The organism is Ilumatobacter coccineus YM16-304, from assembly GCF_000348785.1.
Taxonomy (GTDB): domain Bacteria; phylum Actinomycetota; class Acidimicrobiia; order Acidimicrobiales; family Ilumatobacteraceae; genus Ilumatobacter_A; species Ilumatobacter_A coccineus.
This window is the reverse complement of record NC_020520.1, coordinates 2504560-2526908: the sequence shown is the minus strand read 5'-3', so window position 1 is coordinate 2526908 and position 22349 is coordinate 2504560. Positions and strand designations below refer to the sequence as shown.

The following is a 22349-nucleotide window of genomic DNA, read 5'->3' as shown; positions in this document are numbered from 1 at the left end:
CGGTGTGAGGAGCAAACGCCTCGTGGGGTACGCCACCAAGGCGCAACCGGGGCCAGCCGATCACGAATCGTCTCACGCCCGTGCCCGCCGAGCGTTGCGAATCGTGACGGTCGGTCAGGCGGGGCGGACGGTGATGCCGGAGTCGGCCATCGCCGCCTTGGCCTCGGCCACCGAGTGCTCACGGAAGTGGAAGATCGACGCGGCGAGCACCGCGTCGGCGCCACCTTCGACCACGCCGTCGACCAGATGGTCGAGCGTGCCCACACCACCGCTGGCGATGATCGGCACCGACACCACCTCGGCGAGCGCCTGCGTGAGTTCGTGGTCGAATCCCTTGCGGCTTCCGTCACGGTCCATCGACGTGACGAGCAGTTCACCCGCTCCGAGCTCGACGGCGCGCTGCGCCCACTCGATCGCATCGATACCGGTCGGCGTGCGCCCACCGTGCAGGTAGATCTCCCAGCCGAGCTCGGGATCGTCGGGCTCGGGCGATCCGTCGCTCGCCGACGAACCGTCGGGGCGGCGCCGGCGGGCGTCGATCGCACACACCACGCACTGCGAGCCGAACTCGGCAGCGATCTCGGAGATCAACTCGGGGCGTTCGACCGCCGCCGTGTTGACGCTCACCTTGTCGGCACCGGCACGCAACATCCGACGAGCGTCTTCCAGCGTCCGGATTCCTCCCCCGACCGTGAACGGGATGTAGACCTGCTCGGCCACCCGCCGCACCATGTCGACCGTGGTCTCCCGATTGTCGCTCGACGCGGTGATGTCGAGAAACACCAGCTCGTCGGCACCTTCGAGGTCGTAGCGGCCGGCGAGTTCGACCGGGTCACCGGCGTCGCGCAGGTCGACGAAGTTGGTGCCCTTCACGACTCGACCCTCGGTCACGTCGAGACACGGGATGACGCGAGCCACCTTCACGACGGCGCTCCGGTGTCGGAGTTCGATCCGGCGCGCACCCGGTCGAGCACCGCCAATGCTTCGGCAACGTCGAAGCGACCCTCGTAGAGCGCCTTGCCCGTGATCACACCCGCCAAGCCGGGGATCCGTGCCAGCGTCTCGATGTCGTCGAGCGTGGCCACTCCTCCGCTGGCGATCACCGGCGAGCCGGCCACCTCGGCGGAGCGAGCGAGCCCCTCCACATCGGGGCCTTCGAGCATGCCGTCACGACCGATGTCGGTGATGACGAACACGTCGGCCGTCGGGAACAACGCATACGCGTCGTCGAGCTGCAGCCCGCTGCCCTCGGTCCAGCCGTGCACGGCGATCTCGCCGTTCTTGTGGTCGAGGCCGACAGCGACGCGAACGATCTCCGACGCGGCCGCGACCAACGACGGGTCGCTCACCGCCGCCGACCCCATCACCACGCGGGCGACGCCTGCGTCGGCCAACTGCTGCGCGTCGTCGACCGAACGGACGCCGCCACCGGTCTGCACCTGCGCCACGCCCGACACCGCGGCAGCGATCGCCGCGACGACCGGCCGGTTGACCGGGTCGCCCGACTTCGCCGCATCGAGATCGACCACGTGGATCCACGGCGAACCCGCGTCGGCGAACCCACGGGCCACGGCGGCCGGATCGCTGCCGTAGACGGTCTCGTCGGCGTAATCACCCTGGCGCAGGCGCACGACCTGCCCGCCGCGCAGGTCGATGGCCGGGTACAGCTCGGGGAACGAAGCGGTGTGCGACATGGTCATGAGGCCTCTCGGCAGATCTCGACGAAGTTGGTGAGCAACCGGAGACCGGGCTTGCTCGACTTCTCGGGGTGGAACTGGGCGGCGAAGACGTTGTCTCGTCGGAACGCCGCGTTGATCGTGGTGCCGTACTCGACGGTGGCCGCCACCACGTCGGCATCGTCGGGCACGCCGTGCAACGAGTGCACGAAGTACAGCCAGGCGTCGTCGCCCAGACCAGCGAGCATCGGATCGTCGTCGGCGGTGATGTCGAGACGGTTCCACTGCATCTGCGGGATCTTCACCCCGGCAGGCGGAATCCAGCGAACGACGCCGGGAATCACGTCGAGACCGAGCGCCTCGTCGTTTTCTTCCGAACGGGTGAACAGCATCTGCATGCCGACGCAGATCCCGAGAAACGGTCGGCCCGACGCGACCGCGTCGAGCGTCGGTGTTTCGAGGTCGAGCGACCGCAGCGCCGCCATGCACGCGCCGAACGCGCCGACACCGGGCAGCACCACGCCGTCGGCCGATGCGATCAGGTCGGGATCGGCGGTGAGCCGTGCATCGGCGCCGCACACCTCGAGCGACTTCTGCGCGGAGTGCAGGTTGCCGATGCCGTAGTCGATGACCGCGACGACCGGTCGGGTCACAGCACGCCCTTGGTCGACGGCACGCCGGCGCCGTCCTCGACACGTACGGCGTCGCGCAGCGCTCGCGCCAGTCCCTTGAACGTCGCCTCGATGATGTGGTGCGTGTTGCGGCCGCGAACCATCTCGACGTGCAACGTGATGTTGGCGGACGTGGCGAACGAGGCGACCGCGTGCTCGGCGAGCTGCGGGTCGAACGCGGGCGTTCCGAGCGGCAACGACTCGGGGATCTCGACGTGCCATTCGACGTGCGGGCGGCCCGACAGGTCGAGCGCGATGTCGATCAGCGCTTCGTCGAGCGGGTAGCGCCCACTGGCGAAGCGACGCACGCCGGCCTTGTCGCCCAGCGCCTCGGCGAACACTTCACCGACCGTGATCGCCACGTCTTCGACGGTGTGGTGGGTGTCGATCTCGATGTCACCGACCGCCTTGACCGTGAGGTCGAAACCGCCGTGCCGCCCGAGTTGATCGAGCATGTGGTCGTAGAACGGGATGCCGGTCGAGATGTCGGTGACACCCGACCCGTCGAGGTCGATCGACACCTCGATCGACGTTTCTTTGGTGGCACGCGAGCGGGAGGCGGTACGAGACATCTGCAGGCTTTCGTTGTCAGTCGGTGAGCGTCGACAGTGTGGCGTCCAACGCGGTGAGAAACGCATCGTTCTCGGCGGGTGTGCCGACCGTGACGCGGAGACAGTTGGCCAGACGTGGCCACGACGAGCAGTCGCGCACCAGCACGCTGCGATCGACCAGCCCCTGCCACACCGTCTTGCCGTCGGCGGCCTGCGGACGGAACAGCACGAAGTTGGCGCCCGACGGGAACACGTCGATCGCCATTGCGCCCATCGCGTCGCTGATGCGTGAGCGTTCGGCCACGAGCTGTTGCACGCGTTCGTTCATGTCGCCGATGTAGCGCAGCGCGAGGCGGCCGGCGATCTGCTTGACGGCGTCGAGGTGATACGGCAGCACGACCTTCTCGAGCTCGGACACCAGCCAGGTCGGGCCGATGAGGTAGCCGAGTCGTGCTCCGGCCATCGACCACGTCTTGGAGAACGTGCGGGTCACGACGAGCGGTCGCTCCTCCGACACAAGATCGAGCGCACTCCAGTCGGCGAACTGCGCGTACGCCTCGTCGACCACCACGAGACCGGTGGCCCGATCGAGCAACTGCTGCACCCGCTCGGGCGGTTCGACCAGCCCGGTCGGGTTGTTGGGCGACGTGAGGAACACGACGTGAGGGTCGTGCGCATCGATGATCCGGTCGACTTCGTCGGGATCGAGCGAGAAGTCGGCCGCCCGCTCTCCTTCGACCACCGTCGCTCCGGTGACCCGAGCGATCTGCGCGTGCATCTGATACGTCGGCTCGAACGTGGCGACCGTGCGACCCGGGCCGGCATACGCGAGCAGGATCGTCTGCAACACCTCGTTCGACCCGTTGGCGACGAAGATCTGTGCCGGATCGACGTCGTGCATCTCGGCGATCGCCGCGCGCAGGGCGGTGGCCGCTCGATCGGGATAGCGATGCCACTCGACACGGCTCACCTCGGCGGCGACCGCATCTCGGAACCCGTCGGGCGGCGGCACGGGCGACTCGTTCGTGTTGAGGCGGACGTCGACGTCGACCTGCGCCGAGTGGTAGCCGTCCATCGCTCGGAGGTCGTCACGTACCTGGATCACGACATCGCAGCGTATCGACGGTGACCGCACCCGACCGGTATCGATATCAGCTCGGGACGATACGGTCCGTGACATGTCCGACTCGACGCAATCGACTGCGCACGAACTCGCCACGATCGCCGACAACGTCGCCCAGTACCGCAGCCGTGTGGCCGCGCTCGCCGATCGCCACGTCGGCACCGATCGCGACGACTTCGTGGCGGCGATCCACGAAGCCGAGCGGCAGCTGCGCAGTGCCGAGCGCGGCATCCTGCGCGCCGTCCGCACCGGCGGCTGACGATCGCTCGGTCCGACCCGAAAAAGCGGGCGACGGCCCCTCACGAAGAGAGACCGTCGCACCAGGCGACGCCGGGCGGCGGATCCCAGCTGTCGCGCCTACCAGGTGGCGGGAACCTGGTAGCGGAAACTCTACACCACGCCCTCTCCCCCGCAAGCGTTACCGGCGGCGGAACAGCCCAGCGAGAAGCGGCTGTCGGAGCCACGAGATCGCACGATGTCAGCCGTCGACAGCGACCGGTACCGTGGTGTCATGCGGTGCCTCGAGATCAAGCGCGAAATGGCCGACGACGACATCGCGCTCGTGACCGAACTGCTCGACGCCGCGGCGCGCGCCGACGGCCGCCGACCGCTCTCCGATCACCTGTACCTCGATCTCGTCGGCGGTGGTCAGGACGGATTCACCGGACTCGTCGCCTGGGAGCCCGGCCACGAGCATCCGGTCGCCTACGCGCAGATCTCGAGCGGCAACGACTCGCTGGCGTTCGAACTCGTGGTCCATCCGCATCACCGCTACGACATGCGCACCATCGGCCCCGAACTGATGGACGCGGCCCTCGACGTCGTCCGCCGAGAAGGCGGCGGCGAGGTCAACTGGTGGGTGTACGAACCGACCGCCACGCATCGTGCGCTCGCCGCCGAGGCGGGCATGGTGCAAGGGCGCACGCTCTATCAGATGCGGCGCAGCCTGCCCACCGAGCGACACGCCACGATCGACACCCGTTCGTTCGTGCCCGGCGCCGACGACGAGGCCTGGCTCTCGGTCAACAACCGGGCCTTCGCCGACCACTCCGAGCAGGGTGGGTGGACGATCGACACGCTGCGCCTGCGGCAGCAGGAAGCCTGGTTCGACCCCGACGGATTCCGGATGCACGAACGCGACGGGCGACTCGCCGGATTCTGTTGGACGAAGGTCCACCAACCCGATCCGGCGACCTCGACGAGCGACGCCGGTGACGGTCGACTCGGAGAGATCTACGTGATCGCCGTCGACCCCGACTTCCACGGCCTCGGTCTCGGCTCCGAGATGACCCTCGCCGGACTCGACCACCTCGCCGACGTCGGCATCGGTACCGCGCTCCTCTACGTCGACGCCGACAACGCCGGAGCCGTCGCCATGTACGAGAAGCTCGGCTTCACCGTCCACTCCACCAATGCCGCATTCAGCACCACCGTCGACGCCGGCACCGGCGACGCGCCCGACCGCGTCGGCAACTGCTGAGCCGTCCCGCCCGACGACCCTCGACGCACACTCCCGCCTCACTTCGATCAGAAAGACCACACCGATGAGCAACACCACCGCCGACAACGAGGCACTCCCCCGCTGGAGCGTCGCCGACGTCCACGAGAGCTTCGAGTCACGATCGTTCCTCGACGCGAAGGAGCGCGCCGGCGCCGACGTCGACCGTCTCGTCTCGTTGTTCGACGAGCACGGCATCCGTGCGGTCGACGGCGAGGTGACCGAAGCGACCGGCGAGACCGCCGACATCGTCATCTCCGAGTTCAACCGCGTGTCGGCCGACCTCGACATCCTCGGCGCCTACATCTACGCCTCGGTGTCGACCAACTCCCGCGATCAGGTCGCACAGGCGACCATGAGCGAACTCGACCCGGTCGAATCGAAGCTCCGCCCGCTCATGGCTCGGCTCTCCGACTGGGTCAGCTCGTTCGATCTCGACGCGCTCGTCGCCGTCAGCGAACAGGCCGCCGACCACGAAGGGCCGCTCAGCCGACTCGTCGAGCGATCGACGCATCAGATGTCGGAGGCCGAGGAGAACCTCTACGCCGAACTCTCCAACACCGGCGCCGGAGCGTGGGGTCGCCTGCAGCAGGAAGTGACGTCGCAACTGTCGGCCGAGGTCGAACTGCCCGACGGCCCGGAGCGCCTGCCGATGCCGGCCGTGCGCGGCCTCGGCACGCACGCCGACCCCGCCGTCCGCAAGGCCGCGTACGACGCCGAGCAAGTCGCCTGGCCGACCGTCGAGGTACCCGTGGCGGCCGCGATGAACGCCATCAAGGGCGAGGCGAACGCGGTCAACCGTCGCCGCAACTGGTCGTCACCGCTCGACGCGTCGCTGTTCGCCAACAGCGTGAGCCGGGCGACGTTCGACGCCATGCAGGCCGCCGTCACCGCGTCGCTGCCCGATTTCCATCGCTGGATGCAGACCAAGGCCCGGCTCCACCAGCACGAGAGCGGCACGCTCCCCTGGTGGGATCTCGTCGCGCCGGCGCCGGTGAGCTCGGGGGCGATGTCGTGGGACGACGGCATCGACGTGGTGCGCAACGCGTTCACCGGGTTCAGCCCGACGCTCGGCGGACTCGTCGATCGCGCCATCGACGAGCAGTGGATCGATGCCGCCCCTCGCGACGGCAAGACCGGCGGAGCGTTCTGCATGCCGTTCGTCGGCGATCGCTCGCTCGTGCTGCTCAACTGGTCGGGCTCGGCCGAATCGGCGCAGACCACGGCGCACGAACTCGGTCACGCCTACCACAACACGACGCTCGCCGATCGCACGTCGCTCCAGCGACGGCTGCCGATGGCACTCGCCGAGACCGCGTCGATCTTCTGCGAAACGCTCGTCGTCGAGGCCGGTCTCGCTCGCCTCGAAGGCGACGAACACCGCTCCGAACGGTTGGCGCTGCTCGACATCGACCTGCAGGGCACCAACCAGGTCGTGGTCGACATCCGCTCCCGTTTCACGTTCGAGACCGAGCTGTTCGCTCGCCGCCAACGCCGCACGCTCAGTGCCGCCGAGATGTGCGAGATGATGACCGAGGCACAAGCCGATGCCTACGGCGCCGGGCTCGACCAGTCGACGGCCCATCCGTACATGTGGTTGCTCAAGCCGCACTACTACGGCTCGCACTTCTACAACTGGCCCTACACGTACGGCCTGCTGTTCGGGCTCGGCCTGTTCGCCAAGTACCAGGAGGACCCCGAGCGGTTCCGCAGCGGGTACGACACCCTTCTCTCCCGTGCGGGCATGGACACCGCGGAGCAGCTCGGCGAGGCGTTCGGCCTCGACGTGACCGACGAGGCCTTCTGGACGGCCTCGCTCGACGTCGTGCGCGGACGCATCGACGACTACGTCGACATCGCCGATTCGATCGGCTCATGACCACCACGCTGTACGACCTCGATCGCGAGGCCTTCGGCGAGGTGCTCGACGGCGAACCGCGCTACCGCCTCGACCAGCTGTGGTCGGGCCTGTACGAGCAGCTCGCCGACCCGGTCGACATCACCAACCTGCCCAAGAAGCTGCGAGCGCGTCTCGACAGCGAGTTGCCGACCGCGCTCACCAAGGTCACCGAATCGGTCAACGACAAGGGCGACACGGTCAAGTTCCTGTGGGAACTCGACGGCGGCAGCCGGGTCGAGACCGTGCTGATGCTGTACCCCGATCGAGCGACGGTGTGCGTGAGCAGCCAGGCCGGCTGCGCGATGGCGTGTGGCTTCTGTGCCACCGGCCAGGCCGGGTTCACCCGTCACCTCACCGTCGGCGAGATCGTCGAGCAGGTCGTGCGTGCGTCTCAGCGTGCCGCCGAGTCGAACCGGCGCGTCAGCAACATCGTGTTCATGGGCATGGGCGAGCCGATGGCCAATCTCGAACGGGTGTGGTCGGCGACCGAACGGATCCACGGCGACATCGGCCTGTCTGCTCGACACATCACGATCTCGACCGTCGGGCTCGTGCCGGGGATCCGAGCGATGCGCGACCTCCCGCTTCCGGTCAATCTCGCCGTGTCACTGCACGCGGCCAACGACACCCTCCGCAACGAGCTGGTGCCGATCAACAAGCGGTACCCGATCGACGATCTCCTCGACGCGTGCGCCGACTATCTCGACGTGAAGAACCGCCGCGTGAGTTTCGAGTGGGCGATGATCGACGGCGTCAACGATCGCGACTCCGACGCCGAGGAGCTCGCCGAACTCTGCCGCAAGCTCCGCCCGAGCGCGCACGTCAACCTCATCCCGCTCAACCCCACGCCGGGCTACCCCACCAAGGGCACGCCGCTGAAGAAGGTGTACGCGTTCCGAGATCTGCTCGAGAAGCTCGGCGCGAACGCCACCGTCCGCCAGAACCGCGGCACCGACATCGATGCGGCGTGCGGCCAGCTCGCCGCCGGCCAGCCGGTCACCCTGTCGAAAAAGCGCTGAGGGAGCCCGGAAGCGCTGAGCCAGCCCGCCGCTCAGGCGAGGTACTTCGGGTTGGCGACGGCCAGCTTGTCGGCGACCGTGGCGGCGAGGAGCCCGCGGACTTCGTCGAGGCGATCGTCGAGGTCGCCGTTGCGGATGGCGGCCGCCAGTTCGGCGTCGTCGGCCATGCCCAGCTGTTCGAGCCGGGCGCCGTGGGCCTGCGCGTGCGAGTCGCCGAGTTCGAGCTCGCGTTCGACCATCGCCAAGACGTTGACCGCCACGCGCGTGTGGAAACGCAGGCGGCCGTCGGTGGCCGGCGACACGTCGCGCTCGAGCCATTCGCGGACCGACTCGACGAGTTGCGCCGCGGTCGGTACGTCGTGGGGATTCACGGGGTCGGTCACCAGCGGCCCTCCAGTGCGAGGAAGAGGTCGTGTTCGTTCTCGCACACCCGACGGCCGATGGCAGCCAGCTCGTGGCTCCTGACGGCGCCGTTGAGGTGCGCTGATGCTTGCGAGATGCACATGATTCCCCACTTCCAGGTGCCGAGGACTTCCCACCACCGCACGACGTCCGGGTCGATCTCGATGCCGCTCGCAGCCTGATAGGCGTCGAAGAGCTCGTCGTACTCACCGAGTCCGGCGACGGGCGGGGCCCCACCGAAGCGCCACGCCTTGACACAGAGCCAACCGAGATCCTCCATCGGATCGCCGAGGTGCGCGAGTTCCCAGTCGATCACGGCACGCAGCCCTTCGGAGCCGACGATGATGTTGCCGAGCCGGAAGTCGCCGTGAACGAGACACTGCGTCGACGTCTCGGGCCGATGGTCGATGAGCCATCGACGCACGAGTTCGAGCACGGGGTGCGGCTGGCCGAGTTCGTCGATGACGTCGGTGTAGAACGCGATCGGATCGACCGGTTCGAGCCCGTCGAGCGTGGCGTGGTCGATCGCGTGGATTCTGGCGAGTGCGGAGCCGCACTGCCGAGCAAAGACCTGTCGCGCGTCGCGGTACTCGTCGTCGCGCTGGATCTTGCGGGCGATGGTCTCGCCGTCGATCGCTTCGAGGATCATGAACGCCGCACCGTCGTCTTGTCGCTCGGCGTGGAGCAGCTTCGGCACCGGCACACCAGCGTCGCCGGCGGCGCGAACGACGGCCGCCTCGTGGAGCATCTCGCGGATGTCGCCGGGGCGTTGGCGTTGAGCGATCAGATCGGTGCCGTCGGCCGAGAACCGCCAGGTCTCACGGGAAGCGCCACCCGACAGCCGGGTCAGCCGATCGATGGTTGCGCCATCGAGCGATGCCGACAGCGTGGCGGCGAACTCAGCGATCGTGTCATCGAGGTCACCGGTGCTCATCACCCCGATCGTCGCAGATCAGCAGCCCGCGGCGAGAACTGACGGGTACGGGTTGACGTTGACGCCGCCCCCGGGTCGCAGTTCGAAGTGCAGGTGCGGCGTGGAGTACTTCGCGTTTCCGGTGTCGCCGTTGTAGGCGATGATCTCGCCCTGTGTCACCCGTCGGCTCACGCCGTTGTAGCTGTCCATGTGGCCGTAGTAGTAGCGGTTGCCGTTGTCACCGACGAGCGATGCGGCGTTGCCGCCGAGACGGTTGGCCTTGAACGTGACGTAGCCGGACACGACGGCGTAGATCGGCACGCCGCGAGGAGCGATCATGTCGACGCCGACGTGGCGTCGACCGCCCGAGCGAGGTGCGCCCCAGGTGTCGGCGAACGCCGAGCCGAGGATCGGACACACGATCGCGTCGATGTACATCCCACCGTCACCGCTTCCGACGATGACCGGGGTCGGGCTGCTGCCCGCTCCGCCCACACCGGTTCGTCCGCCGCTCTCGCCGCCCGATGCGCCCGAGTTCTCGGGCAGCGTCGACACGGGCGGAGACGTCGTCTCGGGGGTCGTGTCGACGGGAGCGTCGTCGGTGGTGGTGCCGTCGGTGTCGTCGCCGGCCGGGCCCGATGCCGCAGCGTCGTCTCCGTCGGCGGGCACCGTGGTGGTGGGAGGCACCGTCGTGGGTGGCACGACGAGACCCGGATTCGGCTGTGCCCGGGCGGCGGCTTCCGCTTCGAGGCGGGCCTCTTCGACGATGCGTGCCCGTTCCTTCGCCAACTGCGCGGCGAGTGCCTTCTGCACGGCTTCGTCTTCGAGTCGTTCTTCTTCGATCTCGCGCAACCGGACCACTTCGTCGTTCGCAGCGTCGCGCAGGCGAGCGTGTTCTTCACGTTGGGCCTCGACGTCGGCACGCCGCTCGACCACCTGGTCCTGCAATCCGACCAGCGCCTTCTCGGCAGCGTCGAACTGGTCGATCACGTCGGCGCCGGTGTTGGTCAGCACGTCGACGAACACCTCGGCCTGGATCTGGTCTTGCGGCGCGCTCACCTCGGTGAGCAGCGGGATGCCGCTGGTTCCGCTCGCAACGAAACGCGACAGGGCGACGGACTCGACTTCACGGCGCAGTGCCGTGACTTCTTCCTGCAACACCTCTTCTTCGCGTTCGAGACCGATGAGTTCTTCTTCGAGCAGGTCGAGCGTCGACTCGGCAGCGAAGAACGCTTCGGCAGCCGCGTTGGCGCGATCGCGCGCTTCTTGGATCTCGCGAGCGGCCTGCTCGGCGGGAGTCTCGCTCTGTGCGAGCCCGAGACCGGGTGCCACACCGATGCCGCAGGCGACCGCGAGCAGCAACACCACGAGGCGCTGTGGCGTCGACCACCGTCCGCCGTTGCCGGGTGCCTCGGTCTTCGTCGGTGTCGGAGCGCGCCGACCACGACGTAGAGACTGAGGGGCGCGCATCAGTGGGGAGCGTAGTTCTCGGCGGGCTCGGACTCGGGTCATGCTGATCGGTTTCTGTGCACGTCTCACGACGTGGTTGGCTGTGCACGTGACCACCCCCGTCGACAACTCAACGGCAGCGCTTCGCGTGGCCGACATCGTCGTGAAACGTGACGGCGTCTTGATCATCGACAGAATCTCCCTTGAAGTTGAATCGGATCAGCGCTGGGTGATTCTCGGGGCCAACGGTTCGGGCAAGACGACGCTCATGCGGATCATGGCGATGTACGACCATCCGATGTCGGGGACGGTCGAAGTGCTCGGTCAGCGGCTCGGTCAGACCGACGTGCGCGAACTGCGCCGCAACATCGGCTACGCGTCCGCGGCGCTCGCAGCACAGCTCCGTCAGGACATCGTCGCCCACGACGTCGTGCGCACCGCCCGCCACGCCGCGCTCGAGCCCTGGTGGCATCGCTACGACGACGCCGACGACGCCCGCGCCGACGAGTGCCTCGACACGATGCACGTGGGCCACCTGAGCGACCGGCGCTTCGGAACGTTGTCGTCGGGCGAGCAGCAGCGGGTACTCCTCGCGCGCACCCTGATGAACGACCCGGCGGTGGTGTTGCTCGACGAACCGTCGGCGCGGCTCGATCTCGGTGGCCGCGAGGAGTTGGTGGCCACGCTCGCCGGGCTCGCTCAGAACACCGACGCCCCGCCCTTCGTGATGGTCACGCACCACGTCGACGAGATTCCACCCGGCGTCACCCATCTGGCCATGATCCGCGACGGCCAGCTCATGACCGCCGGCCCGATCGACGACACACTCACCGCGCCGGCGCTCAGCGAGTGTTTCGGCCTCGACCTCCACCTCGACCGCCGCGCCGACGGTCGATACGCAGCCTGGGCACCCCGCTGACCGACTCCCCTGCCGACCTGTCGCGAGCTATCCGACGGCGGCCGGTCGAAGCGTCTTGGTGAAGCCGGTGGCCTCGCACACGGTGGTGAACCCGCACGATTCGTAGAGCGCTCGGGCCGCGGTGTTGGTGCTGACGTGGCGGACGAGGGCGCTCGTGGCGCCCGATTCGACCGATCGGCGAAGGGCGTGGAGGATCACGGCCCGGGTGAGGCCGAGGCGCCGGTGATCGGGATGGCAACCCGCTGGTTCGATCTGGACGACGCCGTTGTGCGTGTCGAGCCAGAGCGTCGCGAAGGCGACGACCTCCGACGCGGGCGAGACGGCGACCACGTCGAGGCGCGGGTCGTACACCCGACAACCTCGTAGCGCTCGGTAGGCGTCGACACGGAGTGCTTCTCCGGGGAACGCCCCGTTGAACGCATGGACGCGCGAGACGAGATCGTCGGGGTGGAGTGGCCGGATCGAATACCCGTCGGCGATGACGGGAACGTCGACGTCGGCGGCCGCAATCGCTCGACTCATCGCCGGGACACCGGTGGCGTCGCGTCGAAAGCCCCTGGCGTCGAGGAGGTCGACGACCTCGGGCGACTGCACCCGTCGCCCCACCCGGAGGTCGACCGACTCGCCACCGGTCGCCGTCGCTGCGCAGACCCGCTCGGCCCAGTCCACCGCCTGCTCGGCTGCCTCCGTGCCCGCCCGTCCGGGGCGCACCACCAGGTCGCAGACGCGTGTGCCGTCGTACATGGTGAGCGCCTGCGGTCGACCTGCGCCGTCCGACCACAGACGCACTGCTCCGAGTCGGCTCGGCCAGCGGCCGAAGGTGCCCCAGGCGAGATCGCCGACGTGCATCTCGGAGCTGGGTCCGTGGTGGCGCCACATCTCGGCCACGAAGGCAGCCGCCCGATCGAAGACGGCGTCGGCGTCGCTCGCGCCATCGGCTCGCGCGGTCATCGGCCCGACCGGTGGGATGGCGCCGTGGTGACGTCGCCAGAGAGATTCGCGGTGGGATTCGCGGAGAGGTTCGCGGAGAGACGCGCGACGGCGCCGGCGAGTTCGTCCGGTTCGATGACGTCGACCGGCATGGTGAGCGCGATGCGGGCGACCGTCATGGTGAGGCGGCCGAGGTCCTCACCGCGAATGCGGACCACACAGGTCTCCGCCTCGGTGTGTTCGATCGTGTGATCGACCCATTGGAGCACGTCGGTGGCCTGGTCGAGCGGCGCATGGACGGCGATCGTCGCTTCGTGGAGACGGGCTCGTGGGCCAAGCGTGTTCTCGAGAAAGCGCACGGCGTCGCCGCCCGGGATGTCGCGTGGGGTGAAACGGCCGCCGGCGAGCCGTGCGTCGCCGAGCCGATCGAGCCGGAACGTGCGCCAGTCGTTGCGACGCAGATCCCACGCCACGAGGTACCAGCGCCGATCGGCCGCGACGAGTCGATGCGGCTCGACGAGGCGTTGGCTGTCGTGTCCGTCACGACGCCGATAGTCGAAACGCACCTCCTCGCCGTCCCGACACGCCACGGCGAGCACGCTGAGCGTGTCGGCGTCGACGACACCGTCGTCGGCCGCCCACCGCATCGACGCGACGCTCGTGTGCAGCGCCGACACCCGGCGTCGCAGACGGTCGGGCAACAGTTGCTCGATCTTCGTCAGCGCTCGTAGCGACGATTCGTCCATGCCACCGATCGCCGCCCCTGCGGCCGTGCGCAGCCCGACGGCGACCGCGACGGCTTCGTCGTCGTCGAACACCAGCGGGGGCATGTGCGCCCCGGTCGCGAGGCGGTATCCCCCGTCGACACCCGTCGTCGCATCGACGGGATAGCCGAGGTCGCGCAGGCGATCGATGTCACGGCGCACCGTCCGCTCCGTCACCTCGAGGCGCTCGGCGAGTTCGGCGCCCCGCCACAGCCGGTGCGTCTGCAGGAGCGACAGGAGCTGCAGGGCCCGCCCGGTCGGGTCGTTCGGCATCGTCTCAGTCTGTCAGACATTGCGGACCGATCCTGTCCTGAACGGTCTCTACGTTGATGCGCATCCGTTCAACAGCGAAGAGAAGAGAGCAGACAATGACCACCCCAACCGAGTTTCCCGAACCCACGATGATCGCCGTCAACGGCGTCGAACTCGAAGTGTTCGAAGCAGGTCGCGAGCACCTGGGCAACCCCATCGTGTTGTGCCACGGCTGGCCGGAGCACGCCTACTCCTGGCGCCACCAGATGCCCGCCCTCGCCGCCGCCGGCTACCACGTCATCGTCCCGAACCAGCGCGGCTACGGCAACTCGTCTCGTCCCGACGACGTGACCGAGTACGACATCGAACACCTCTCGGGTGACCTCGTCGGTCTGCTCGATCACTTCGGGTACGACGACGCGGTGTTCGTCGGCCACGACTGGGGCGCGATGGTCGTCTGGTGGCTGACCCTGCTGCACCCGAGCCGTGTCAGTCGGCTGGTCAACCTGAGCGTGCCGTACCAACCTCGGGGCGAACAGCCGTGGATCGAGTGGATGGACGCCGTGTTCGGCGGCGACTTCTACTTCGTTCACTTCAACCGACAGCCAGGTGTCGCCGACGCCGTCATGGACGAACACGCGCCACGGTTCCTGCGCAACCTGTACCGCAAGAATCTGCCCCACGTCGCGCCGGAGCCGGGGATGATGATGATCAATCTGGCCAGAGCCGAGTCGCCCGCCGGCGAACCGATCATGAGCGACGACGACCTGGCCGTGTTCGTCTCGGCGTTCGAGTCGACGGGGTTCACGAGCAGCGTCAACTGGTACCGCAACCTCGACCGCAACTGGCACCTGTTGGCCGATGTCGACCCGATCATCCGACAGCCCGCGCTCATGATCCACGGCGCACACGACATGGTGGCGCCACTCGAGAACCTCAGCGACTTCGTTCCCGACGCCGACGTGATCACCTTGGACTGCGGTCACTGGATCCAGCAGGAGCAGCCGGACGAGACGACACGGGCGATCCTGACCTGGCTCGACGCCCAGGGAGCTTCCGCGGCCACGTGAGCGGCCCGGTCTCGGCGCCGTCGGGAGTGCCGTCAGCTCGGTCGCGACTCGGCGGTGACGAGAGCGAGCAGTGCGGCGCTCCCGGCGGCGACCTTGTCGTCGAGCACGCGTTGCAGCACGGCGCCGGTCCAGAGGTTGCCGCCGTAGCGCAGCGTCATGGTGAGTTCGGTCTGCGCGGCACCGTTCGGGCTGGGCTCGATCGGTGCGAGTTCGGCTCGGAGCATCCACGGCGAATGGTTGCGCCCGTCGGACTCCGCTCGCTCGAACACGGCGACACGGTCGGGCACCAGTTCGGTGCGTTCCATGCGGAGCCGTTTCGATCGGGCGAACGGACCGACGGTGGCGCGGAGTTCGACGTCCCAGGCATCGTCAGCCGATTCACGTTCGACGGCGTGGACGAGGTCCATCCACGCCGGATAGCGCGACAGGTCGTCGACGTGCGCGAAGAGGCGAGCCGGAGTGCACGGGGCGACGAGCCGACGAACGATCTCCATCGGCTGGTCAGTTGCGACGGCCGTCGCCGCGAAAGGCGCGAGCGAGCAGCGGGCTTCGTGCCGACAGCAGACCGTCGAGGTCGTCACCCGAATCGAACGACGGCACCCACGGTGATTCGGGGTCGGCGTCGACGGCGTCGGGCGTCGCCGCAGTCTCGTCGGCGGGCATGGCGTCGGCGACGACCGTCGGCGTCTCGACGGTCACGGTGTCGGCAGCGGCGTCGGCGGTCACGACGTCGGCCGGCGCGACATCAGTCGTTTGGTCGGGAACCACGCCCAGTTGCAACTGCTCGATCGAGTCGTCGCGGTGTCCCGATCGACGGGTGCGCGACGACGGCGCCCGCTTGATCGGCGGTGGCCGGAACAGGTGCAGGTCGGGATCGCGGAGATCGTCGAGCGTCCAATTGCGTGGCACGACCATCGAATCGGCGTGGCGCTGACAGAGCACGCCGCCGGTGATGTTCTCGGACGGGCGGATCACGTCGAGCCAGAACACGAGATCTTCTGCCCGCATGCCGTAGGCGACGGAGGCGTTCTCGGAACATCCCGGTCGTTCGCACAGTCGGCCCATCGGCCCCGACTGTAGTGCTCAGGGCCGTCGGGAGCGGGATGGATGCCGCGGAACCGCCCCCATGGAGCGGATCTCGACCGACTGAGTAATCGTCGGAGCGGATTGAGCAACGCCTGGTTAACGGTGGTTCCGTACGTTCGAATCGTGCACACGACACCCGCAGGCCTCGACCCAGACATCGCCTTCGAACCACTCCCCGTCCGCCGGGCTCGCTGCGCCGATGGCGCCGGCACGTTGGCACCACTGTTCTTCTCCGACGACGACATGGACATCGCCCGCGCCAAGGCCGTCTGCTCGTCGTGCGCGCTGCGCGAAGAGTGTCTCCAGAACGCCATCGCTCGCCGCGAGGCGTACGGCGTGTGGGGCGGCGTGCTGCTGATCGACGGCGAGCCGACCCGCTTCGCGCGACGCCGCGGACGCCCGGCTCGCGACCGCATCGAGATCGCTGCCGAAGAAGTTCCCATCCCCGCGCACTTGGTTGCCTGACCGGACACGGATAGAGTCCCGCTCCCGAAGCAACTTCGGGCGCATAGCTCAGTTGGTGAGAACGCCGCCCTCCAAGGCAGCATCATCGGCTGGACATCCCGAAGCAACATCGGGCGCATAGCTCAGTTGGTTAGAGCGCTGCCTTCACACGGCAGAGGTCAGGGGTTCGAATCCCTTTGCGCCCACCACGAACCCCCGTCCGACGCCACCGGCGCCGCCGGGGGTTTCGTCGTTTTCGGAGCGGCTGACCCCGCCAGCGTCAGCCGGTTTCGGGAGGGCGGGGCTCGATGCAGGCCACGCCCATGCCCTGCCGATCGCGGTGCGGCGTCCACCCGTTCGAACACTGGCGGTCGAACGCGATGAACTGACGTACCACCAGATCGCCCTCGCCCTGACACGCGACCTCACGGGCGTCGGTGTTGGGCAGGATCTCGACGCAATCGCCGTTGCGCAGCACGCCGTCGGGGGCGCCGGGCTCACCGGGGTCGCCGAACTGGGCGAGCACCACGATCACCACGATCGCGATCGCGCTGCAGATCGTCAGCATCCGCCACGGCACACGAGCCGGCCCCTCGGGATGCTGATAGCGCCACTCACGCATCGCTTCGTCGCCCGGACCGTCACGTCGCGGATCGAAATCGGCCGCCGAGGTGGTCGTGGAACCGGACGGGGCGCTGGGCGACGCCGTCCCCGAGCGCAGCGATGCGTCGTAGACCGCTCGGCGAGCCGGGTCCGACAGCACCCGGTACGCCTCGTTGATGGCCGGCATCTTGTCCGACCCCGCCGCAGACCCCATCGTGCGGTCGGGGTGATACTCGCGAGCGAGCCGACGGTACGCCTCACGGACCGTCTCGATCGACGCCTCCTGGCCGACTCCGAGGACGGCGTAATGATTTCGACTCGTCACCATCGACCACGTTAGGAGTGTCGACCGAGATTGCGAAGTGCTCAGCCGACAATCGAGCGCAACATCAGCTTGCTCTCGGTGCGCGCCACAGCGTGGTCGGCGCGAACCCAGCGGACGAACGCGTCGAGCCCCTCGGCACCGACGCACTCCGCGACGATCGTGTAGTCGGCCGAACCGGTGACGTACGCGGCCATCACCACCTCGTCGCGTTCACGCAACCGCTCCTCGAAATCGTCAGCAGCGTCACCGGGCCCGAGGCTCACGTCGATGACCGCCCGCACCGTGCGGCCGAGCGCGACCGGATCGACCCGTGCCGAATAGCCCGTGATGACGCCGCGCAACTCCAAGCGGCGCACGCGCTCGGCCACCGAGCTCGGCGCCAGATGGATCCGCTCAGACAGCTCTCTCCAAGACATTCGACCGTCGTGGCGCAGAATGTCGATGATTCGAGCGTCGACGGGGTCGATGACCGATGAATCCACGGCGCCAACTCTAACCGAAACGGCAGATTCCGTCTCATCGACGGTGCGCGCGAGTTCACAATGACCTCATGTCGAACGCGACCACCACCCCGGCCATCTCCACCGTGGGCGTACCCCGCGAAGTCAAGAACTCCGAACACCGCGTGGCGATGACGCCCGACGGCGTGCGCGAACTCGATCGCGCCGGCGTGGCCGTCATGGTCGAGACCGGCGCCGGCGACGGGGCGTCGATCAGTGACGACGACTACGTCACAGCGGGAGCCACCATCGTGCCGACCGCAGCCGACGTCTGGGCACAGCAGATGGTCGTCAAGGTCAAAGAACCCAAGCCGGAGGAGTTCGAGTACCTCCGCGAGGACCTCACGCTCTTCACCTACCTCCACCTCGCCGCGTACCCCGCCGTCGCCGAGGCGCTGCTCGCAGCCAAGACCACCAGCGTCGCCTACGAGACCGTGCAACTCAGCGACGGCTCGCTGCCACTGCTCGCCCCGATGAGCGAGGTCGCCGGACGACTCGCCCCACAGATGGGCGCTCACTTCCTCGAGCGGCACAAGGGCGGACGCGGCGTGCTGATGGGCGGCGTACCCGGCGTGTCACCGGCAAAGGTCGTCGTGCTCGGCGCGGGCAACGTCGGATGGAGTTCGGCCGTCATCGCAGCGGGCATGGAAGCCGAGGTGACCGTGCTCGACAAGAACCTCGAGCGCCTCCGCTACGTCGACCAGATCCACAAGGGTCGCATCTCGACGCTCGCCTCCAACCAGGGCTCGATCGAACGCACCGTCGCCGAAGCAGACCTCGTCATCGGCGCCGTGCTCGTCGCCGGAGGACGCGCCCCGGTCGTGGTGAGCGACGACCTCGTCCGCTCCATGAAACCGCGAGCGGTCATCGTCGACGTCGCCGTCGACCAGGGCGGCTGCATCGCCACCACCCGCGAGACCACGCACGAGGATCCGGTGTACGAACTGCACGGCGTGGTGCACTACGCCGTCGGCAACATGCCCGGCGCCGTGCCGCACACCAGCACCTACGCCCTGACCAACGCGACGCTCCCCTACCAACTCGACGTCGCCGTCCACGGCGCACTCGGTGCGGCCCGACGCAGCGCGTCGATCGCCCACGGCCTCAACACCGTCGGCGGCCACCACGCCAACGCGATCGTCGCCGAATCCCTTGGCGCCACCGCCGTCGACCCCCTCGCCTGACCGGCCGGGCTCCCGCCGAGCCTCGCGCTGTCGGTCACACAAACCGGCCAGCACCCGATTTCCTGAGTTTGTGTGACCGATTCTGACCGAGGCTCGCGCTTTCGGTCACACAAACCGGACAGGGCCCGAATTTGCCGAGTTTGTGTGACCGATTGTGACTGAGGCTCGCGGATTCGGTCACACAAATCGGAGAGCTCGCGTGCTCACGCGGCGACGGCCGAGCACGTCTCGACCGTCAGCGTGTCGTAACGTTGCGCGATGGGCAGTACGACTGACAGAGATCGCACCGATGCGACCAGCATCTTCGATCTCGACCTTCCGGTGCTCCCGGCCGACATCCGCGAGACCGACCGTCACGAAGCCTCGGCGCTGTACCGATCGCTGGCGAAAGAACACTGGATCGCGCAGAACGTATTCGGATACACGGTGCTCCGCTACGACGACGTGGCAGCCATCCTGCGCGACAAGCGCTGGCACAACGCCGTGGGCAAGCTGCCCGAGATGATGGGGATCGACGACCCGTTCTTCACCGACCGTCCACCGTCGATCCTCGCCGCCGAAGGCGACGTCCACACCCGATTGCGGCGACTCGTGGCCAAGGCGTTCTCGCCGCGGGAGGCCGACAAGCTTCGGCCGTTCATGCGCGAGGTCGTGAACGAATTGGTCGATGCCGTTGCCGACGCTGGCCGTGCCGACATCGCCGTCGACATCTGCGAGCCGTACCCGATCCCGATCATCTGCGAACTGCTCGGTGCTCCCCGCTCCGACTGGCAGCTCTTCTCCCGCTGGGCCGAAGACGTCCTGCGCATCTTCAACGGCACCGCGGCGGCTGAACTCGACGTCATCAAGCAGGCTCAGATCGAACTCAACGAGTACGTCATCGACATGATCTCGCAGCGTCGAGACGACCCGCGTGACGATCTCATCACCCAGCTGATCGCTGCGGAGGAGGAAGGCGACCGGCTCTCGACCGAAGAGTTGGTGATGATGGTCAACGCGGTGATCGTCGGCGGCACCGACACCACTCGCAACCAACTCGGCTGCGCCATCAGCGTCTTCCTCGAACACCCCGACCAGTGGGCGATGCTGGCCGAGCAGCCCGAACTCGCGAAGAACGCCGTCGAGGAATGCATGCGCTATTTCGGGGCGATTCGAGGCACCGGCCGGTTCGCGAGCGAAGACATCGTCTACCGCGACGTGCTCTTCCCCGCCGGCACGTTCGTGTTCCCGTCGCTGGCCTCGGCGAACCACGACGACGGTGTCGCCGTCGGCGACGTCGAGACGTTCGACATCACTCGCGAACCCGTTGCCGGACGGATGCAGATGGGCTTCGGATCGGGCATCCACTACTGCCTCGGTGCGTCGCTCGCACGGGCCGAGCTGCAAGAGGCGCTGCCGATCCTCGCTCAGCGGATGCCCGACCTCACCGCGGCCGGCGACATCAGGTGGAAACCGTCGACCACCGCGATCTTCGGCCCCGACCACCTGCCGGTCACCTTCCGGACCTGACAGAGTCAGTCGTCGTGGCGAGGGCTGCGGCGCTGCTGCTTGAGTTCGCTGCGCTGTGACTTGGCAGCGAGCCGCCGACGTTGCGAGCCCCGTGTGGGCTTGGTCGCCCGACGCCGCTTCGGCACCGCAACAGCGCCGCGGACCTTGTCGACCAGGCGTTGCCGGGCGATGTCGCGATTGCGAACCTGCGACCGCTCGTCGTCGACCACCACCCGCACCACGTCACCCAACCGTTTGCGCACGCGGGCGCGCTGCACCTCGTGCCGGAACGCCGACGACGTGGTGACATCCCACGACAGTTCGACGCGAGTGGCCGCCTTGTTGGCGTGCTGACCACCCGGGCCTCCCGACGCGGAGAACGACTCGGTGAGCTCGTAGGGCGGGATGCGCACGTCGTCGGTCACCACGAGGCGGTCGTCGCCGCTCGGATCGTGTTGGCCCTGGCTCACACTCCCAGTCTGCATCGTCGCTCGGCTGAACTCGCGTCACGTTCCTGTCGTACGGTCTCGTCATGGCTGACATCAAGCTCGGATACAACACCGGATACTGGTCGGCAGGCCCGCCCAGCGGAGCGCTCGAAGCGATCCAGGAAGCAGAGAAGCTCGGCTTCAACTCGATCTGGACCGCCGAGGCCTACGGGTCCGATGCCCTGACGCCGCTGTCGTGGTGGGGAGCCCACACCGAGAAGGTGCAGCTCGGAACCGGCATCATCCAGATGGCCGCGCGCACGCCTGCCGCCACGGCAATGGCCGCGATCACGATCGACCATCTGTCGAACGGTCGCTTCATCTGCGGGCTCGGTGCGTCGGGGCCACAGGTCGTCGAAGGTTGGTACGGCCAGGAGTACCCACGCCCGCTCGCCCGCACCCGCGAGTACATCGAGATCCTCCGTGCCATCTGGGCCCGCGAGGCGCCGGTCGAGTACCACGGCGACTTCTTCGACATGCCCGTCGACGGTGGCATGAACCTCGGCAAGCCGCTCAAGTCGACGGTGCACCCGCTGCGCAACGACATCCCGATCTACCTCGCCGCCGAGGGGCCGAAGAACGTCGCGCTCTCCGCCGAGATCGCCGACGGGTGGCTCCCCCTGTTCTTCTCGCCGAAGGAAGACGCCTGGTACCGCGAGCAACTGCAGGCCGGGTTCGATGCTGCGGGCGACGCCACCAAGAAGGACCGCTTCGAGGTGTCGTCGGGTGTGATGATCATTCCGGGCGACGACGTGCAGAAGTGCGCCGACATGGTCCGTCCGTTCCTCGCTCTCTACGCCGGTGGCATGGGTGCGAAGGGCGCCAACTTCCACTACGAGGTCTTCGAGCGCATGGGCTACGGCGACGTCGCCGACAAGGTGCAGAACCTGTACCTCGACGGCAAGAAGGAAGAGGCCGCTGCGTCGATCCCGCTCGAGATGGTCGAAGACGTCGCGCTCGTCGGCCCCGCCGACAAGATCAAGGGCGAACTCGACAAGTGGCGCGAGACCTGCATCACCGAGTTCCTGCTGTCGGGTCCGGCGATGATGCTGCCGATCTACGCCGAACTGATCAACGGCTGACCCGCATCGCCG

General features: G+C 67.9%; 25 protein-coding genes and 1 tRNA gene. 11 read left to right on the top strand and 15 right to left on the bottom strand.

The window, feature by feature from the left end:
* Positions 1-114: 114 nt before the first annotated feature.
* From hisF to hisC, 5 genes are read right to left on the bottom strand one after another with little or no spacing between them, the layout of a single operon-like run.
* Positions 115-924, bottom strand: a complete 810-nt coding sequence (gene hisF, locus YM304_RS11345) for an imidazole glycerol phosphate synthase subunit HisF (RefSeq protein WP_015441826.1) — start codon at positions 922-924, stop codon at positions 115-117.
* Positions 921-1700 carry a 1-(5-phosphoribosyl)-5-[(5-phosphoribosylamino)methylideneamino]imidazole-4-carboxamide isomerase gene (locus tag YM304_RS11340; RefSeq protein WP_051071407.1) on the bottom strand — a complete coding sequence of 260 codons (780 nt, stop codon included), beginning with the start codon at positions 1698-1700 and terminating at the stop codon, positions 921-923. The genes hisF and YM304_RS11340 overlap by 4 nt, the downstream gene beginning before the upstream one ends.
* On the bottom strand, positions 1697-2329 hold the full coding sequence (gene hisH, locus YM304_RS11335) for an imidazole glycerol phosphate synthase subunit HisH (protein ID WP_015441824.1): 633 nt from the start codon (positions 2327-2329) through the stop codon (positions 1697-1699). The genes YM304_RS11340 and hisH overlap by 4 nt, the downstream gene beginning before the upstream one ends.
* On the bottom strand, positions 2326-2919 hold the full coding sequence (gene hisB, locus YM304_RS11330) for an imidazoleglycerol-phosphate dehydratase HisB (RefSeq protein ID WP_015441823.1): 594 nt from the start codon (positions 2917-2919) through the stop codon (positions 2326-2328). Before hisB ends, hisH begins: the two co-directional genes overlap by 4 nt.
* Before the next feature lie 16 nt (positions 2920-2935).
* Positions 2936-4003: a histidinol-phosphate transaminase gene (gene hisC, locus YM304_RS11325; protein WP_231897586.1), complete on the bottom strand. Its 1068-nt coding sequence runs from the start codon at positions 4001-4003 to the stop codon at positions 2936-2938.
* A gap of 73 nt (positions 4004-4076) precedes the next feature.
* On the opposite strand from hisC, the gene YM304_RS11320 reads away from it, so the two are divergent.
* The 4 genes from YM304_RS11320 (at position 4077) to rlmN (ending at position 8438) form a co-directional block, all read left to right on the top strand.
* Positions 4077-4280: a hypothetical protein gene (locus YM304_RS11320; RefSeq protein WP_015441821.1), complete on the top strand. Its 204-nt coding sequence runs from the start codon at positions 4077-4079 to the stop codon at positions 4278-4280.
* Between the two features lie 252 nt (positions 4281-4532).
* Positions 4533-5501: a mycothiol synthase gene (gene mshD, locus YM304_RS11315; RefSeq protein WP_070105355.1), complete on the top strand. Its 969-nt coding sequence runs from the start codon at positions 4533-4535 to the stop codon at positions 5499-5501.
* A gap of 64 nt (positions 5502-5565) precedes the next feature.
* Positions 5566-7398, top strand: coding sequence for a M3 family oligoendopeptidase (locus tag YM304_RS11310; RefSeq protein ID WP_015441819.1), 1833 nt, complete (start codon positions 5566-5568; stop codon positions 7396-7398).
* Entirely contained in the window at positions 7395-8438 is a 1044-nt protein-coding gene (gene rlmN / locus YM304_RS11305; RefSeq protein WP_015441818.1) for a 23S rRNA (adenine(2503)-C(2))-methyltransferase RlmN, read from the top strand. Before YM304_RS11310 ends, rlmN begins: the two co-directional genes overlap by 4 nt.
* A gap of 32 nt (positions 8439-8470) precedes the next feature.
* On the opposite strand, the gene YM304_RS11300 is transcribed toward rlmN, so the two are convergent.
* From YM304_RS11300 to YM304_RS22465, 3 genes are read right to left on the bottom strand one after another with little or no spacing between them, the layout of a single operon-like run.
* Positions 8471-8821 (bottom strand): DUF6285 domain-containing protein, encoded by a 351-nt coding sequence (locus YM304_RS11300; protein WP_015441817.1) that lies wholly within the window; start codon positions 8819-8821, stop codon positions 8471-8473.
* Positions 8818-9774, bottom strand: a complete 957-nt coding sequence (locus tag YM304_RS11295; protein ID WP_015441816.1) for a phosphotransferase family protein — start codon at positions 9772-9774, stop codon at positions 8818-8820. Before YM304_RS11295 ends, YM304_RS11300 begins: the two co-directional genes overlap by 4 nt.
* Before the next feature lie 18 nt (positions 9775-9792).
* On the bottom strand, positions 9793-11118 hold the full coding sequence (locus YM304_RS22465; RefSeq protein WP_162142064.1) for a peptidoglycan DD-metalloendopeptidase family protein: 1326 nt from the start codon (positions 11116-11118) through the stop codon (positions 9793-9795).
* A gap of 145 nt (positions 11119-11263) precedes the next feature.
* On the opposite strand from YM304_RS22465, the gene YM304_RS11285 reads away from it, so the two are divergent.
* Complete coding sequence (locus YM304_RS11285) at positions 11264-12121, top strand: ABC transporter ATP-binding protein (protein ID WP_015441814.1); 858 nt, start codon at positions 11264-11266, stop codon at positions 12119-12121.
* A gap of 27 nt (positions 12122-12148) precedes the next feature.
* Here the strand turns inward: YM304_RS11285 and YM304_RS22460 are convergent, their stop codons facing one another.
* Together YM304_RS22460 and YM304_RS11275 are read right to left on the bottom strand one after the other, a co-directional pair.
* Positions 12149-13072 (bottom strand): GNAT family N-acetyltransferase, encoded by a 924-nt coding sequence (locus YM304_RS22460; protein ID WP_015441813.1) that lies wholly within the window; start codon positions 13070-13072, stop codon positions 12149-12151.
* Positions 13069-14088, bottom strand: coding sequence for a helix-turn-helix transcriptional regulator (locus YM304_RS11275; protein WP_015441812.1), 1020 nt, complete (start codon positions 14086-14088; stop codon positions 13069-13071). The genes YM304_RS22460 and YM304_RS11275 overlap by 4 nt, the downstream gene beginning before the upstream one ends.
* Positions 14089-14183: 95 nt before the next feature.
* Here YM304_RS11275 and YM304_RS11270 point away from each other — a divergent pair, with 95 nt between their 5' ends.
* Positions 14184-15137, top strand: a complete 954-nt coding sequence (locus YM304_RS11270; protein WP_015441811.1) for an alpha/beta fold hydrolase — start codon at positions 14184-14186, stop codon at positions 15135-15137.
* 32 nt (positions 15138-15169) lie between these two features.
* Here YM304_RS11270 and YM304_RS11265 read toward each other — a convergent pair whose 3' ends face one another.
* Complete coding sequence (locus tag YM304_RS11265) at positions 15170-15631, bottom strand: SRPBCC family protein (protein WP_015441810.1); 462 nt, start codon at positions 15629-15631, stop codon at positions 15170-15172.
* 7 nt (positions 15632-15638) lie between these two features.
* The gene (locus YM304_RS11260; protein WP_015441809.1) at positions 15639-16202 is read right to left on the bottom strand and encodes a hypothetical protein; all 564 of its coding nucleotides are present in this window, start codon (positions 16200-16202) and stop codon (positions 15639-15641) included.
* 144 nt (positions 16203-16346) lie between these two features.
* Between YM304_RS11260 and YM304_RS23950 the strand changes: the two genes are divergently transcribed.
* Positions 16347-16688, top strand: coding sequence for a WhiB family transcriptional regulator (locus tag YM304_RS23950; protein ID WP_162142063.1), 342 nt, complete (start codon positions 16347-16349; stop codon positions 16686-16688).
* Positions 16689-16799: 111 nt separating this feature from the next.
* A tRNA-Val gene (locus YM304_RS11250) sits at positions 16800-16876 on the top strand.
* A 71-nt stretch (positions 16877-16947) separates the two neighbouring features.
* Here the strand turns inward: YM304_RS11250 and YM304_RS22450 are convergent.
* The gene (locus YM304_RS22450) at positions 16948-17598 is read right to left on the bottom strand and encodes a J domain-containing protein (RefSeq protein WP_015441807.1); all 651 of its coding nucleotides are present in this window, start codon (positions 17596-17598) and stop codon (positions 16948-16950) included.
* 38 nt (positions 17599-17636) lie between these two features.
* Positions 17637-18077 carry an Lrp/AsnC family transcriptional regulator gene (locus YM304_RS11240; protein WP_015441806.1) on the bottom strand — a complete coding sequence of 147 codons (441 nt, stop codon included), beginning with the start codon at positions 18075-18077 and terminating at the stop codon, positions 17637-17639.
* 68 nt (positions 18078-18145) lie between these two features.
* Here YM304_RS11240 and ald point away from each other — a divergent pair, with 68 nt between their 5' ends.
* Together ald and YM304_RS11230 are read left to right on the top strand one after the other, a co-directional pair.
* Positions 18146-19279 carry an alanine dehydrogenase gene (gene ald / locus YM304_RS11235; protein ID WP_015441805.1) on the top strand — a complete coding sequence of 378 codons (1134 nt, stop codon included), beginning with the start codon at positions 18146-18148 and terminating at the stop codon, positions 19277-19279.
* 258 nt (positions 19280-19537) lie between these two features.
* The gene (locus tag YM304_RS11230; protein WP_015441804.1) at positions 19538-20788 is read left to right on the top strand and encodes a cytochrome P450; all 1251 of its coding nucleotides are present in this window, start codon (positions 19538-19540) and stop codon (positions 20786-20788) included.
* Positions 20789-20793: 5 nt separating this feature from the next.
* Here the strand turns inward: YM304_RS11230 and arfB are convergent, their stop codons facing one another.
* Entirely contained in the window at positions 20794-21237 is a 444-nt protein-coding gene (gene arfB / locus YM304_RS11225; RefSeq protein WP_015441803.1) for an alternative ribosome rescue aminoacyl-tRNA hydrolase ArfB, read from the bottom strand.
* A gap of 71 nt (positions 21238-21308) precedes the next feature.
* Here arfB and YM304_RS11220 point away from each other — a divergent pair, with 71 nt between their 5' ends.
* The gene (locus tag YM304_RS11220) at positions 21309-22337 is read left to right on the top strand and encodes an LLM class F420-dependent oxidoreductase (RefSeq protein ID WP_041299633.1); all 1029 of its coding nucleotides are present in this window, start codon (positions 21309-21311) and stop codon (positions 22335-22337) included.
* Positions 22338-22349 lie beyond the last annotated feature (12 nt).

What these genes read in the sequence shown, in the direction of transcription:
- YM304_RS11275 (WP_015441812.1), bottom strand. Translation starts at nt 14,088, where the DNA reads ATGCCGAACGACCCGACCGGGCGGGCCCTGCAGCTCCTGTCGCTCCTG.
- YM304_RS11260 (WP_015441809.1), bottom strand. Translation starts at nt 16,202, where the DNA reads ATGGGCCGACTGTGCGAACGACCGGGATGTTCCGAGAACGCCTCCGTC.
- YM304_RS11295 (WP_015441816.1), bottom strand. Translation starts at nt 9,774, where the DNA reads ATGAGCACCGGTGACCTCGATGACACGATCGCTGAGTTCGCCGCCACG.
- YM304_RS11340 (WP_051071407.1), bottom strand. Translation starts at nt 1,700, where the DNA reads ATGACCATGTCGCACACCGCTTCGTTCCCCGAGCTGTACCCGGCCATC.
- YM304_RS22460 (WP_015441813.1), bottom strand. Translation starts at nt 13,072, where the DNA reads ATGACCGCGCGAGCCGATGGCGCGAGCGACGCCGACGCCGTCTTCGAT.
- YM304_RS11320 (WP_015441821.1), top strand. Translation starts at nt 4,077, where the DNA reads ATGTCCGACTCGACGCAATCGACTGCGCACGAACTCGCCACGATCGCC.
- hisB (WP_015441823.1), bottom strand. Translation starts at nt 2,919, where the DNA reads ATGTCTCGTACCGCCTCCCGCTCGCGTGCCACCAAAGAAACGTCGATC.
- YM304_RS11265 (WP_015441810.1), bottom strand. Translation starts at nt 15,631, where the DNA reads ATGGAGATCGTTCGTCGGCTCGTCGCCCCGTGCACTCCGGCTCGCCTC.
- mshD (WP_070105355.1), top strand. Translation starts at nt 4,533, where the DNA reads ATGCGGTGCCTCGAGATCAAGCGCGAAATGGCCGACGACGACATCGCG.
- YM304_RS11310 (WP_015441819.1), top strand. Translation starts at nt 5,566, where the DNA reads ATGAGCAACACCACCGCCGACAACGAGGCACTCCCCCGCTGGAGCGTC.
- YM304_RS11230 (WP_015441804.1), top strand. Translation starts at nt 19,538, where the DNA reads ATGGGCAGTACGACTGACAGAGATCGCACCGATGCGACCAGCATCTTC.
- ald (WP_015441805.1), top strand. Translation starts at nt 18,146, where the DNA reads ATGTCGAACGCGACCACCACCCCGGCCATCTCCACCGTGGGCGTACCC.
- YM304_RS11285 (WP_015441814.1), top strand. Translation starts at nt 11,264, where the DNA reads ATGCTGATCGGTTTCTGTGCACGTCTCACGACGTGGTTGGCTGTGCAC.
- YM304_RS22450 (WP_015441807.1), bottom strand. Translation starts at nt 17,598, where the DNA reads ATGGTGACGAGTCGAAATCATTACGCCGTCCTCGGAGTCGGCCAGGAG.
- YM304_RS11270 (WP_015441811.1), top strand. Translation starts at nt 14,184, where the DNA reads ATGACCACCCCAACCGAGTTTCCCGAACCCACGATGATCGCCGTCAAC.
- rlmN (WP_015441818.1), top strand. Translation starts at nt 7,395, where the DNA reads ATGACCACCACGCTGTACGACCTCGATCGCGAGGCCTTCGGCGAGGTG.